Origin of the sequence: Arthrobacter hankyongi (assembly GCF_022012395.1) — a bacterium.
Taxonomy (GTDB): domain Bacteria; phylum Actinomycetota; class Actinomycetes; order Actinomycetales; family Micrococcaceae; genus Crystallibacter; species Crystallibacter hankyongi.
Genome location: NZ_JAKLTQ010000003.1, coordinates 238,699 through 252,326, shown reverse-complemented (window position 1 = coordinate 252,326; position 13,628 = coordinate 238,699). Strand labels below are relative to the sequence as shown.

General features: G+C 69.0%; 11 protein-coding genes. 3 read left to right on the top strand and 8 right to left on the bottom strand.

All coding sequences use genetic code 11. The features are described from left to right. Positions 1 to 10: 10 nt before the first annotated feature. A complete protein-coding gene (galU, locus tag LVY72_RS07390) occupies positions 11 to 913 on the bottom strand; it encodes a UTP--glucose-1-phosphate uridylyltransferase GalU (protein WP_237819241.1) in 903 nt (300 codons plus the stop codon). Positions 914 to 1,038: 125 nt separating this feature from the next. Here galU and LVY72_RS07385 point away from each other — a divergent pair, with 125 nt between their 5' ends. The 3 genes from LVY72_RS07385 to cpaB all read left to right on the top strand — a co-directional run bounded on the left by LVY72_RS07385 (position 1,039) and on the right by cpaB (position 2,821). Further along, positions 1,039 to 1,665, top strand: a complete 627-nt coding sequence (locus tag LVY72_RS07385; protein ID WP_237819239.1) for a 5-formyltetrahydrofolate cyclo-ligase — start codon at positions 1,039 to 1,041, stop codon at positions 1,663 to 1,665. Between the two features lie 93 nt (positions 1,666 to 1,758). After that, the gene (locus tag LVY72_RS07380) at positions 1,759 to 2,040 is read left to right on the top strand and encodes an FmdB family zinc ribbon protein (RefSeq protein WP_237819237.1); all 282 of its coding nucleotides are present in this window, start codon (positions 1,759 to 1,761) and stop codon (positions 2,038 to 2,040) included. 115 nt (positions 2,041 to 2,155) lie between these two features. Continuing rightward, positions 2,156 to 2,821, top strand: coding sequence for a Flp pilus assembly protein CpaB (gene cpaB, locus LVY72_RS07375; protein ID WP_237819235.1), 666 nt, complete (start codon positions 2,156 to 2,158; stop codon positions 2,819 to 2,821). 6 nt (positions 2,822 to 2,827) lie between these two features. Here the strand turns inward: cpaB and LVY72_RS07370 are convergent, their stop codons facing one another. From LVY72_RS07370 to LVY72_RS07340, 7 genes are all read right to left on the bottom strand, one after another. Further along, entirely contained in the window at positions 2,828 to 6,931 is a 4,104-nt protein-coding gene (locus tag LVY72_RS07370) for a DUF4011 domain-containing protein (RefSeq protein ID WP_372463682.1), read from the bottom strand. Between the two features lie 111 nt (positions 6,932 to 7,042). Then, positions 7,043 to 8,608, bottom strand: coding sequence for a glutamine-hydrolyzing GMP synthase (gene guaA / locus LVY72_RS07365; protein ID WP_237819368.1), 1,566 nt, complete (start codon positions 8,606 to 8,608; stop codon positions 7,043 to 7,045). Positions 8,609 to 8,730: 122 nt separating this feature from the next. After that, positions 8,731 to 9,216 (bottom strand): DUF3817 domain-containing protein, encoded by a 486-nt coding sequence (locus LVY72_RS07360; protein WP_237819231.1) that lies wholly within the window; start codon positions 9,214 to 9,216, stop codon positions 8,731 to 8,733. A 16-nt stretch (positions 9,217 to 9,232) separates the two neighbouring features. Beyond that, positions 9,233 to 10,072: an SURF1 family protein gene (locus LVY72_RS07355; protein ID WP_237819229.1), complete on the bottom strand. Its 840-nt coding sequence runs from the start codon at positions 10,070 to 10,072 to the stop codon at positions 9,233 to 9,235. 57 nt (positions 10,073 to 10,129) lie between these two features. Beyond that, positions 10,130 to 10,624 (bottom strand): PTS sugar transporter subunit IIA, encoded by a 495-nt coding sequence (locus LVY72_RS07350; RefSeq protein ID WP_237819227.1) that lies wholly within the window; start codon positions 10,622 to 10,624, stop codon positions 10,130 to 10,132. After that, on the bottom strand, positions 10,621 to 12,345 hold the full coding sequence (locus tag LVY72_RS07345) for a glycerol-3-phosphate dehydrogenase/oxidase (protein WP_237819225.1): 1,725 nt from the start codon (positions 12,343 to 12,345) through the stop codon (positions 10,621 to 10,623). Before LVY72_RS07345 ends, LVY72_RS07350 begins: the two co-directional genes overlap by 4 nt. A gap of 17 nt (positions 12,346 to 12,362) precedes the next feature. After that, complete coding sequence (locus tag LVY72_RS07340) at positions 12,363 to 13,502, bottom strand: GuaB3 family IMP dehydrogenase-related protein (RefSeq protein WP_237819223.1); 1,140 nt, start codon at positions 13,500 to 13,502, stop codon at positions 12,363 to 12,365. Positions 13,503 to 13,628 lie beyond the last annotated feature (126 nt).

The window sequence follows — 13,628 nt, the reverse complement described above, 5'->3', positions numbered from 1 at the left end:
CTAGCCGGATTCAGTCCGCGGATCCGTTGGTGAATTCCTTGAGCCACATCCGCAACTGCTCACCGATATCCTCGCGCTCGGAGGCAATGGTCACCACGGCCTTGAGGTAGCTGAGCTTGTCGCCGGTATCGTAGCGCCGGCCCCGGAAGACCACACCGTACACTCCCCCGCCCTCGCCGTCGCGGGCGGCCAGTGTCTGCAGCGCATCGGTCAGCTGGATTTCCCCGCCGCGGCCGGGAGGCGTCTGCTCCAACACCTCGAAGACGGCCGGATGCAGGACGTACCGGCCAATCACCGCGAGGTTGGAGGGCGCCTCGTCCGCGGACGGCTTCTCGACCAGTTGGTTGACCTTGACGTACTCGGAGCCTTCGACAGCAGTGATATCGGCGCAGCCGTAGGCGCTGATCTGCTCGGGATCCACCTCCATCAAGGCAATCACGGAACCGCCGGTGCGGGCCTGGACCGCCATCATTTCAGTCAGCAGGCTGTCCCGCTCGTCGATCAGGTCATCGCCCAGCAGCACGGCGAACGGCTCGTCGCCCACATGCTGCTGGCCGCGCAGCACCGCGTGGCCGAGCCCTTTCGGGTCACCCTGCCGCAGGTAATGGATATCGGCCAGGGACGAGGCACTGCGCACCGCCTCGAGCTTGTCGAGGTCGCCTTTGTCCTCCAAGGTCTGTTCGATGAACGGTACGCGGTCGAAATGGTCCTCCAGCGAACGCTTGTTGCGCCCGGTGATCATCAGGATGTCGTTGATTCCGGCCCGCGCGGCCTCCTCCACCACATACTGGATGGCCGGTTTGTCCACGACGGGGAGCATTTCCTTGGGCATCGCCTTCGTGGCGGGCAGGAAACGGGTACCCAGTCCCGCAGCCGGAATGACTGCCTTACGTACGGTGTTTCGAGCATTCATAACCTAAGACTACCTATCCGGCCAGGCGAATCTCCGAATCCGTCCGCTTCCTGCCGTTGGTTCCGACCCGGCGGACCGTGGTCAAATATCTGTCAGGACGAGATCCGCGACCGGGAGGACCGACGATGACGTTGATGGACAAGGAGAGCGCCCGCGCCCATTTCCGGCAGCGGCGCGCAGCCTTGGACGCCGCGGCCCGCAAGGCGGCCGCCGATGGACTGGCCGACAATGTGCTGGCCGCCCTGCCGGAACTGGAGGTCGCGCCGGGTTCCACCGTGGCCGCTTACCTTTCCGTCGGTTCCGAGCTCTCGACGGCACAGCTGCTGCCGGCCCTGGTACGGGCCGGCTACGATGTGGTGGTTCCGATCTGCGAACCGGACTACCAGCTCAGCTGGGCGCGCTGGTACGAGGGTGTGCCGCTGGCGCGCAGCCCGAGGGCCTGGGTCGATGAACCGGTCGGAGAGCGCTTCGACCACGCAATCATGTCCCGGGTACCGCTGATCCTGGCTCCGGGCCTGGCGATCGACGCCGCCGGGAACCGGCTGGGCCAGGGCGGAGGGTATTATGACCGCTTCCTGGGGTCACTGGCCGCGGCGCCGAACCGGCCCCTGACAGTGGGGGCCGTCTACCGCCACGAACTGGTTCCGGCCGGCAGTTTCGAGTCCACCGACCTGGACATTCCGCTCGACGGGGCAGTCACCGACGAGGCCTTGACCTGGTTCGGCAACCAGGCTTCCGGCCGGACAGTGTAGAATTAGCACTCGAAGCTTTTGAGTGCCAGCCTGGCGGGCGGCGTAAAACAGCTTCGTGATCAGTTTTGGGATCAGTGTCGAGGAGGATCCACCGTGCCAACCTACGCCTACGCCTGCAAGGACTGCAGCCACGCCTTCGATATCCAGCAATCCTTCAGCGACGAGTCGCTGACCGTCTGCCCGGAATGCGGCGGATCGCTGCGGAAGAAGTTCAACAGCGTCGGCGTGGTGTTCAAGGGATCCGGTTTCTACCGCACCGATTCGCGCGACTCCAAAACCAGCAGCACGGTTCCCGCGGCCAAGCCGGAGACCACCAGCACGCCCGCGGCTGCCACGCCGGCTCCGGCTGCAGCGGCCACTGCTGCCGCAAGCTGACCCGAGGCCCGTTCCCCTAGTTTCCTTTCCTCCACAGGATTGTCCGGCCGGTGTGCTGTCCCCGACAGCACACCGGCCGCTGTGTTCCCAGTGCCGGCGGCCCTAGCGTGGCTGCATGCAGGCACAGACACCGGGCCGGACCGGCCCGCTGCACCACGCGCGCCGGCTGGTGCGCAGAAACCGGCGGCTGTTCGCGGCGCTGCTGCTGTGCGCCGCGGCCGGCCTGACCGTCCAGGCATTCGTCCCTGCCCCGGCCGCCAGTGTTCCGGTGGTCGTGGCGGCCGCCGACCTGCCGGCGGGCACGGTCCTCACCGACGCCCAGCTGACGGAGCAGCGGTATCCGGCCACCACCGGCCCTCCGGGTTCCGCGGCCTCGCCCGCCGGCCTGGTGGGCCGCCGGCTGGCCTCGGCACTCCGCGCCGGTTCACCGGTACTGGACACCTCACTGGTCGGCCCGGGCCTGCTGACCGGCAGGCCGCCCGGCACCGCAGCGGTGCCGGTGCGTCCTGCGGACCCTTCGACCGTCCAACTGGTCTCACCCGGGCAACTGGTGGACATCGTGCTCAGCAGCGGCAACGGCATTGAGCAGCCGGTATCCTCCACGGTTCTGGCCCGCAGCGTCCCGGTGCTGTGGAAGGCTGACGGCGGCACCGCGGACCCGGGCCTGTTGGGCAGCACCTCCGCCGAGGGACTCGTGGTGGTCGCCGCATCCCCGGCCGAAGCCGCTGCCTTGGCCGGTTCCTCCAGCCGGGGCCAGGTCGTCCTCGTGCTCGTCGGTTGAAGCTGGTCAGCCCCAGTGGGGTGGCCGTTGCTCCTTGAGCCAGGCGTCCCGGTTCTCACGCGAATCGCCCCAGGATTGCGGATCGTCCTCGGCGGCCACACTGGGGATCGCGCTGCCGGCATACGGAGCCTGTTTCGCCCGGCGGCCCTTGTCCTGCCCGGCGGATGCATTGGGCGCGGAAGCGGACCCGGCCTGGGACGCTGCGGACGTGTCCTCCGCCTGGACGGCTGCCGACGGCGCGTCGGCGGACGGTGCGGCGGACGGACCCGTCGCACCGGTCGGCGCGGTAGCTACGGCCGGACGGTCGGCCCGCCGGGTCAGGGAATCCTGCCGGCCGGTTCGTTCCCGGCTGTCTTCGGTTTTCGACGGCTTTTCCGGTTGTGCCGGTTCCTTCAGTCCCAAGTAGCCTCCAATCAGATCAGCGCACTTGTCAGGGTCGGTAAAGACCTCGATAGTCCACAGTGTCAGCGGCCGCCAGCCGAGCCGTTCCAGGAACTGCGGCCTGAGCCGGCTGCGCTCCCGCACCGAAAGCTGCAGGAACTGCTGCGTGCCGTCGGAATTAAGGGCCACCGGCAGCACCGGCTCATCGTCCGGTACCAGGGGCGCCGCCACAATGTCGATGTCGCCCTCATAGTGGTCCCGTACCCGGGCGCCGCGGGCACGCACCCGCTCGACCAGATCGGACACCAGCGCATCGTCGAATCCCGGAGACGGCCGGTTGGCGAATCCCGAAGCGTCGCCCAGCCCCTGCTTGATCAGCCGGTAGAAGTCCACGGCGCCGCTGCCCAGGCGGCTGGCATCAAGGTCGCCGGGCTGGAAACAGGTCAGCACCTGCAGCGTCCGGCGGGCACGGGTCATGGCGGTCAGGAAGTGGGCGCGGCCGTTCGGTCCGGACAGCGGGCCGAAGTCGTGGACGGCCCGTCCGTGCGGCGTACGCCCGTAACCGAGGGAGAAGACCACATCGTCACGGACCAGGCCAGCGGCACGCTCCACCGGAACCACCTGGAACGGCTCCGGACCGGATCCGAAGAACGCCGCCGCGTCCGGGGCTGCGGCCAGCTGCTTCCGGATGGCGTCGGCAACCTTGGCCGCATGCCTGCCATTGGCTGTGATGACCGCCAGGGAGCGTTCCGGGCGCAGCCGGGCGTGTCGGAAGACGAGGTCGACGACCCGACCGATTTCGGCCGGCACGCTCTCCACTGCCTCGTGGCCGTTGCCGGGCAGTCCGGTGCCATCGGCGATGTATTCCACCGTCAGTGCCTCGGAGCCGGTGATGGCCGCCGCGGACGGCAGCCGGGCCAGGGTGCCGTCATAGAACTCCGCGCCGAGGTACTTGGTGAGCTCCAGGTCCACTGCGCGGTAGGCGGTGCCCAGCGACTTAACCGGCAACACCCGGGACAGCGCGTCGAAGGCACTGACCAGTGGTTCCCCGGGCTCTTCGGGCGCGGCGGGCAGGGCCCCGGACAGGTCCACGTTGACTTCGAAGGGCCGGGGCCCGCCCAGCCGGCCGTCGCCGAACGCAACGACCTGCTCCGCCCGCACTACTGCGCTGAGGGCGGACTGCAGGCTGGTGGACTCGGCGTCGAGAATGATCACCGCATCGAAGGTCCTGGCCTCGGGCAGCACCGAGGACAGCACCAGCGGCGACGCCGCCCACACCGGCATCAGCGCCGGAACCAGCACCCCGGACTGCTCGGCCAGGGACTTCAGCGTCGGCTCGCCGGACTTCAGCAGGGCCTTCAGGCCCTCGGCCGCAGCGGGATGCTTCCGGATCGAGGACCGCCAGTTTTCCGCCAGGGTCCAGCGCAGCCTGTCCGCCCCGGCCGCGATGTGCGCATTGTCGGCCAGCCGGTAGACGGCCTCGATCTTGCGCAGGTTGGCGCCATCGGTCATGGCCAGATAGTCGTCGCCGCTGATCATGGCCTCGAGGGTGGACTGCCACCAGGCCAGTTCCAGCTCGGCGCCGACCTGGTCCGGGCCGACTTCGCGCGCGGCCAGGTCGTCGAGCAGCTCGCCCAGGCCGTGCTCGCGCATCTGCTCCAACAGCAGGGTGCGTTCGGGCAGGGCGACCAGGGTCTGCTTGTCCTTGACCAGCGTCTTCATGCGCTCCAGCAGCACGTCGTAGCCGAGTTCCGGCAGGGACTGCCCGGCGGGCTGGGCGGGCAGCACGCCGGAAAGCTTGCGTAGTTTCCGCTGCACATTGCGGTGGAAGCTGCTCAGGTCCGCCAGGCCGGTCGGCACGGCAGGGTGGCGCTGCGTGGTGGCGTAGTCCGCCCACTGCGCCCGCTGGACCTGGACCTGGGCCAGCGATTCGTGCAGGTCCGCAATGTGCACACCCGGCCTGATGTACTCCTTGGCCACGCGGCGCAGGCGCGAGCGGGTGATCGAACTCATTTCGATCCCCCGTTCCCGGCGCCAGGCGGATGGCGCCGTCGCCGAGATCAGGTCGGTCACCGGACGGTCGAAGATGTCCGGCGTGAACTTGTCCAGGCTTTCGCGCACGGCCACCAGCAGCTCGAGCTGCTCGCCCCACTGGGCAAAGGTGGTGCCCAGTGCAATCTGCGAATGCTCGGCCACGGTGGCCATCCGCTCGCGCAGCTTGGGCAGGTCGCGTTCCAGGTCGACGGCGAGCTGGTGTGCGTCCTCGGTCTCCTTGCGGTTGAGCAGCTTGGAGCCGAACCAGGGGCTGGCGGTGGAAGCCTTGCTGAAGCTGCCCAGCTCGGCAGCGCGCTTGAGCCGGGTGGCCAGCTCGGCCCGGTCGGTGATGCTGTCCAGGACCGAACGCTTGAGCCGCACCGTGGTGGCCGGAGCCGGATCCAGCGCGGTGAGCGCGGCCAGGGACTGCATGGCCTGGTAGGGGGAGCAATTCCAGCGCCGGCGCACATTGTGCAGGGACTTCACATGGTCCAGCAGCTTGTGGCGGTGGTCCGTCAGGGTGGCATGCAGCTTGCCCAGTTCGGGCTTGGCAGCCTTCTCGTTGCGCGAAATGGCCCGGATGAGCTGGTCCCGCAGCTGCTGGCTGGTGATGTTGGCGTTCAGCTGCAGTGCCAGCGACCCGAGCTTGAGCGCGGCCAGCTGCTGGACGAACTGGTTCAAGGTGGCACGCCGCTCGGCGACCACCAGGACCGTGCGGCCCTGGCGGGCCAGCCCGGCCGCCGCGTTGATCGCGGTCTGGGTCTGGCCGGTGCCCGGCGGCGCGGAGACTACCAGCGAGTGGCCGGCCTGGACCAGGTCCAGCACGTCCTGCTGGGAGGTATCCGCATCCAGGACCAGGAATTCGTCCTGCGGAGCCCGCTCGTCGAGCGGGGGAAGCTCGACGCATGGCACCGGTACCGGGCCGGCGCCGTCCGGATCCAGGTCCGCGGCGATCAGGGCATTGAGCACGGGGTGGTCCGTCCGTGCTCCCACGCTGCCGGCCAGCTCGGACTGGTCGGCAAAGGTGGACACCAGCAGGTGGTGCTCAATGTTCATGCCGCGCACGTCCGCGGTGAGCAGGCGCAGCTGTTCCAGCACCGGATGCGGATCGAAGCGCGCGGTGCCGTAGGCGAGCCGGGCGACCGCGGCGGCGTCGATCGCCAGGCCCTGCTCGGTCTGCAGGTGCCTGACCAGGGCAGGATTGAGCCTGGCCCGCTCAGTCAGCTGGAGCTCGTAGTCATCCTGGGTGGGACGCACGGTCAAGGCCACGGGGGCGAGCATGACCGGCGCGGTGAGGGATTCCGACCGGCCCGAGCCGGCGAACCGCCAGCTGGCCGTGCCGGCGGCCAGGTAGCCGACGTCGATCCCGCGTTCGGTGCCCAGTTCAATGATCTTGGCGCGCAGGCTGCGGGCGGTCTTCATCGCGGCAGCGTATTGGCCAGGTTCGCGCAGCAGCGTGGACAGGCGCGTGCGGCGGGTGGTCAGCAGCTGGGTCAGTCCGGACGGGTGGGCATGCGTCAGGTCGATGCTGTTGGTCGGCGTGGGGGCAAACTGCAGCAGCGTGTCCGAACCGGCGTGGCGGCCAAGCTGCTGGAGCCAAGGCGTCAGGGCATCCTCGACGGCCCCGTCGTGTTGATCCGGCACGGCAGCCCCCTTTTCATCACTCGTGGATAAGAACCTCGACCAGATAGGCATGACATTCAAACTATCCGATCACAAATGCCAATCGGGAGACCGCAACACTGCCGGGGCCATTTTGCCGGACTGCTCCCGGCACGGGCCCTGCAGGCACGGTCTCCCGAACGGCTACTCCCACTCGATGGTGCCCGGCGGCTTGCTCGTCACGTCGAGCACGACGCGGTTGACGCCGTCGACCTCGTTGGTGATCCGGTTGGAGATGCGCGCCAGCAGGTCGAAGGGCAGGCGCGACCAGTCAGCGGTCATGGCGTCCTCGGAGGACACCGGGCGCAGCACGATCGGATGCCCGTAGGTACGGCCGTCGCCCTGGACGCCCACGCTGCGCACATCGGCCAGCAGCACCACCGGCATCTGCCAGACATCGTCATCGAGCCCGGCGGCGGTCAGTTCGGCGCGGGCAATGGCGTCCGCCCGGCGCAGCAGCGCCAGCCGGTCCTCGGTGACTTCGCCGATGATCCGGATGCCCAGTCCGGGGCCGGGGAACGGCTGGCGTCCGACGATTTCTTCCGGCAGGCCCAGCTGGCGCCCGACGGCGCGGACCTCGTCCTTGAACAGCGTGCGCAGCGGTTCGACCAGCTCGAACTGCAGGTCCTCGGGCAGGCCGCCCACGTTGTGGTGGCTCTTGATGTTCGCCGCGCCCTCGCCGCCGCCCGATTCGACGACGTCCGGGTAGAGCGTGCCCTGGACCAGGAACTGCACCTGCCCGCCTTCGGCAGCGGCCTCGGCCAGCACCGCCTTCTCGGCGGCCTCGAAGGCACGGATGAACTCGCGGCCGATGATCTTGCGCTTGGTCTCCGGATCGGTGACACCGGCCAGGGCGCTGAGGAAGCGCTGCTGCTCGTTCGCCACGTGCAGCTTCACTCCGGTGGCGGCGACATAGTCACGCTCGACCTGTTCGGCTTCGCCCTCGCGCAGCAGACCGTGGTCCACGAAGACACAGGTCAGTTGGTCCCCCACGGCGCGCTGCACCAGGGCCGCAGCCACGGCCGAGTCCACACCGCCGGACAGGCCGCAGATGACCTTCGCGGTGCCGATCTGGGCCCGAATGCGCTCGACCTGCTCCTCCACGATGTTGCCGGTGGTCCAGTTCGGCTCCAGCTTCGCGCCCTTGAACAGGAAGTTCTCCAGCACCGTCTGGCCGAAGGAGGAATGCTTGACCTCCGGGTGCCACTGCACGCCGTAGAGTGCCTTGGCCTCGTTGGCGAACGCCGCGACCGGCGCCCCGGCGGTGCTCGCCAGCACGTCGAAGCCCTCGGGCGCTTCGTGGACCGAGTCGCCGTGGCTCATCCAGGTGTTCTGCAGGGTGGGGACCCCGGCCAGGATCGAGCGGGCCTCGCCGATCGTGGTCGTGTCCGTGGCCCCGTATTCGCGCAGTCCGGTGCGTGCGACCTTGCCTCCCAGCGCCGCGGCCATGGCCTGGAAGCCATAGCAGATACCCAGCACGGGAACGCCGGCTTCGAAGAGGTCGGCGCCCACATTCGGGGCGCCGTCGGCGTAAACACTGGAAGGTCCGCCGGAAAGGATGATCGCCGCAGGGTTCTTGGCCAGCAGCTGCTCGGTGGTGTAGGTATGCGGAACGATTTCGGAGTAGACATTGGCCTCGCGTACGCGCCGGGCGATCAGCTGCGCGTACTGGGCCCCGTAGTCCACGACGAGAACAGGCCGTTGGTCCATTGCGGGGGGATTAGTCACCCGTACAGGATAGTCTCCGCGCGCTCCTGCTCGCACCTCGGGGCCGGGCCGGCGGCAGCCGCCGGCCCGGGGGCTGCCCGGACGGCGGGGTGCCGGCCGGCGGCTCAGTACCGCTTCGCGGCCTCCGGGTGGCTGGCCAGGTCTTCCTCCACCTGCCGGTGCACCCGCCGCTCCAGGATGATGGACAGGAACGGGATGACCCCGCCCAGGGCGATCAGGATGAACCGCGGGAACGGCCAGCGCATCAGCGACCACAGGCGGAAATCCGCCATCAGGTACAGCACGTAGAGCCAGCCGTGGGCGATCAGCACGGCGATCGAGAGGTTGATGCCGCCGTCCACGGCGGCCGGCTCAGCCTGGGCGAAGCCGAAGCCGAAGGGCTCTCCGGTCACGGTATTGGTGCCGCCGGCGAACAGGAACAGATTGAACCCGTAGCGCAGCACCATCTCGATGCAGAGCAGGATCAACATCACACCGGTGATGTAGGACGTGACCTTGTAGAAGGTCAGCGCCGAGCGGATCTGGGCATGGGTTCCGCCGTAGCGCCGCTTGCTCGCCGGCCGGGCCTGGTTCGGGGCGGTTTCGCTCACTTGATTACCTCTGTTGTTAGCTGGTGGTCGTCTGGTTGTCGTCCGTGGCAGGCGCCGTGTCTTGTCCCTGTGCAAGGGTGGCGAGGGCCGCATCTTCGAGGGCTTCCTGCTGGCGCCGGTAGTCATCGGCCACCAGCCGCCACCAGAGGAAGACCGCGAAGCCGGCAAAGACGATCCACTCCACGGCGTAGAAGATGTTCAGCCAGTTCACCGGGGTCTGCTGCGGCTGCGGGCCCACCGCGACGGCGGCCATCCCGGTGCCCGCCGGCTGGCTGGCCGGGTCGGCGCCGTCGATCCCCAGCTTGATGCCAGCCACGAAGCCGGAGTAGCCGGGCATGTCCCAGACGTTGATCAGTTCGGCCACCGACAGGGTGGGCACCTGGCCGGGCACGGACAGCTCGGGCTCCGGGCCTTCGGTGGGCAGCAGGCGTCCGACGACGTCGGCGCGGCCGGCCGGGGCCGGCGCGGCATCGCCCGGCGCGGCGACCCAGCCGCGCACCACCGGGATCATGACCTGCTCGCCGGCGGCGCTTTTCACACCGTCGACGGCGAAGGCGGAAACCACCCAGTAGCCTTGCCGGCCCTCGTGCAGCCGGTTCTTGACCAGGACCTGTTTGTCCGGAACGAAGCGGCCGGAGAAGGACACCATCTGGTCCGCCGTCGTCGCCATCATCGGCGTGCCGGGCTTAAACACCGCCGTGAGCGGATGCACCGTTTCGGTGGCGGAAGGCGGCGGCGGAGCCTCGCTTTGGGAGGCGGAAAACTGCCACTGGCTCAGCAGTACGAAGACCCAGGAAACGGCCAGCGCCAAGACCAGCGCCGCGATCCACCGGGGCTTAAGGGCGGTTTTCAGCACCCGTTAACCCTACTTCGTGGCTGTGTAGAAAACGAATCTGCCCGGAGCGCCCCAATCCTAAACATCGGAAAAATCCACCGTGGAATTCATCAGCTCGGCCACAACCTCCCGGTCATGGGCCCGGCGCAGGGAATCGCGGAAGGCCTCCTTGGCCAGCGACCGGGCCAGCCGGACCAGCACCTGCAGGTGCTCCGAATAGGAGACGGCCGGCGTGGCCACGAGCAGGATCAGGTCCGCCGGGCCGTCCGCGGCACCGAAGTCCAGGGCCCGGCCGAACCGGGTGATGCCCACGGCGATGGAGGTGCGCTCCACGTGCCGGCTGCGGGCGTGCGGCAGCCCCACTCCCCCGGGCAGCCCGGTGGCCAGCTGGCTCTCGCGTGCGTTAACGTCGTCCAGGAAGCCGGCCAGATCCGAGATCCGGCCCTGCGTGGACAGCCGCGCGGCGAGCTGGGCGGCGGCCCCGGCCCGGTCCTGGGCGTCCAGTTCCAAGACGACCAGGTCCGGCGTCGTCAGTCCGGTCCCGGCGGATGCCGGCTGGGCTGCGCCGTTCATGCCAGCGGGACGATGTCGTCCACGCCGAGCCGGGCGCTGTCCGCGGAGACGTCGTCGGGCTGCTCCTGGCTCAGCCGCTCGGCGTCGACCCGGGCCAGATAGTGCCGCACCTCGCGTTCGAGCTGGGCCGGGCTCCAGTCCAGCAGCGGTGCCATCAGTTCCGCCACCACCGGAGCCGCGGAGACGCCGCGGTCCCAGGCCTCGATGGAGATCCGGGTGCGGCGGGTGAGCACATCATGGATGTGGCGGGCGCCCTCGTGCGTGGTGGCGTAAACCACCTCGGCGCGCAGATAGTCGTCCGCCCCCGGCAGCGGTTCGGCCAGTTGCGGTTCCTTAGCGATGACCGCCAGCACCTCGTCCGCGAGCGAGCCGTAGCGGTTAAGCAGGTGCTCCACCCGCGCCACGTGCACTCCTGCCCGTTCGGCGGTGCGGCTGCGTTTGTTCCATTTGGCCTTGAAACCGTCCGCCCCGAGCAGCGGGATGGTCTCGGTGCAGCTTGGCGCCACCCGCTCGTCCAGGGTGCGCACCGCCTCGTCCACCGCGTCCCGGGCCATGATGCGGTAGGTGGTGTACTTACCACCGGCGACGACGACGAGCCCGGGCACCGGGTGGGCCACCACATGCTCCCGGGAGAGCTTGGCCGTGGAGTCGCTTTCGCCCGCCAGCAGCGGCCGCAGGCCGGCGTACACGCCTTCGACGTCCTCCCGCGTCAACGGCCGCTTGAGCACCCGGTTCACGTGCTCCAGCAGGTAGTCGATGTCCTTCGAGGAGGCCGCCGGGTGCGCCTTGTCCAGGTCCCACTCCGTGTCCGTGGTGCCGATGATCCAGTGCCGGCCCCACGGAATGACGAAGAGGACCGACTTCTCGGTCCGCAGGATCAGCCCGACGGTGGACTGGAACCGGTCCCGCGGCACCACCAGGTGGATGCCCTTGGAGGCGCGCACCTTGAGCTGGCCGCGGTCCGTGACCATGGCCTGGGTCTCGTCCGTCCAGACACCGGTGGCATTGACCACCTGCTTGGCATGGATGTCGAATTCGGTGCCGTCCTCCTGGTTGGCCACCCGGGCTCCGACCACGCGTTCGCCTTCGTGCAGGAAGCTGACCACCTTCAGCCGGTTGGCCGCCTTGGCCCCGTAGGCTGCCGCGGTGCGGACCAGGTTGACGACCAGGCGGGCGTCGTCCACCTGCGCGTCGTAGTACCGCACGGCCCCCACAAAGGCATCGTCCTTCAGGCTCGGCGCCGCCCGCAGCATGGCGTGCCGGGTCAGGTGCTTGTGCAGCGGCACGCCGCGGTTATGGCCCTGGGCCGCTGACATCAGGTCGTAGAGGGCGACGCCGGCACCCACGTAGGGGCGTTCGACGAACCGCTTGGTCAGCGGGTACATAAACGGCACCGGACGGACCAGATGCGGCGCGATCCGCTCGAGCAGCAGGCCACGCTCCTGCAGGGCCTCGCGGACCAGCGAAAAGTCCAGCATTTCCAGGTAGCGCAGGCCGCCGTGGATGAGCTTGGAGGACCGCGAGGAGGTTCCCGAAGCCCAGTCCCGGGCCTCGACGATGGCGGTGTCCAGCCCGCGGGTGGCCGCGTCCAGTGCGGCGCCGGCGCCGACCACGCCGCCGCCGACGATCAGGATGTCCAGCTCCCGGCCGTGCGCGGCCGTGGCCCGCAGGGCGGCAAGGGTCTCCTCGCGGTCCTGCGGACTCAGTGCGCCGTCGTTCATGGCTGGCCCGGCCTGCCTCAGTCGCGGCCTTGCAGCGGGGACAGCACCACTTCGCAGCGCTGGAATTCCTTCAGGTCCGAATAGCCCGTGGTGGCCATCGAGCGGCGCAGCGCACCGATCAGGTTCGAGGTGCCGTCCGTGTGGTGCGACGGACCGTGCAGCACCTCCTGCAGCGGGCCCACGGTGCCGACCTTGACCCGGTCCCCGCGCGGCAGCTCGCCGTGGTGGGCTTCCATCCCCCAGTGCCAGCCCTTCCCCGGCGCTTCCTCGGCGCGGGCGAGGGCGGAACCGAGCATCACCGCGTCCGCGCCCATGGCCACGGCCTTGACGATGTCCCCGCTGAAGCCGACGCCGCCGTCGGCAATGACATGCACATAGCGCCCGCCGGACTCGTCCATGTAGTCGCGCCGGGCCGCCGCCACGTCGGAGATGGCCGAGGCCATCGGTGAGTGGATGCCCAGGGCGCGGCGCGTCGTCGTCGTCGCCCCGCCGCCGAAGCCCACGAGCACACCGGCCGCGCCGGTGCGCATCAGGTGCAGCGCCGGGGTGTAGCCGGCAGCACCGCCGACAATCACGGGCACGTCCAGCTCATAGATGAACTGTTTCAGGTTCAGCGGCTCGTGCTCCTTGGAGACGTGCTCGGCTGAGACGGTGGTGCCGCGGATCACGAAGATGTCCACCCCGGCGGCCAGCACCGTCTTATAGAACTCCTGGGTGCGCTGCGGGGTGAGCGAGCCGGCGACGGTGACGCCGGCCTCGCGGATCTCGGCCAGCCGGGAGGTAATCAGCTCGGCCTGGACCGGAGCATCGTAGATTTCCTGCATACGCCGGGTGGCGGCGGGGCTGAAATTCTCCTCCGCCAGGCCCACGATCTCATCCAGCACCGGCTGCGGGTCCTCGTACCGGGTCCACAGGCCCTCCAGATTGAGCACGCCCAGACCGCCGAGCTTGCCCATCGCAATGGCGGTGGCCGGGGACATGACCGAGTCCATCGGCGCGGCGATGACTGGCGTTTCGAAGTGGTAGGCATCGATCTGCCAGGAGACCGAGACATCCTTCGGGTCCCGCGTCCGGCGGGACGGAACGATGGCTACATCGTCCAGGGAGTAGGCTCGGCGCCCACGTTTGCCACGGCCAATCTCAATCTCATAAGTCACGGAATCTAGCGTATCCCAACCGCGGGAGCCCCTGACCTTGGTCAATGCCCAGGGGCCGATGCCCGATGCGGAAGGCCGCAAGGACGACGGCCGCCGTCCGGCACTGCCCGGCGCAGCCTTGGCGTA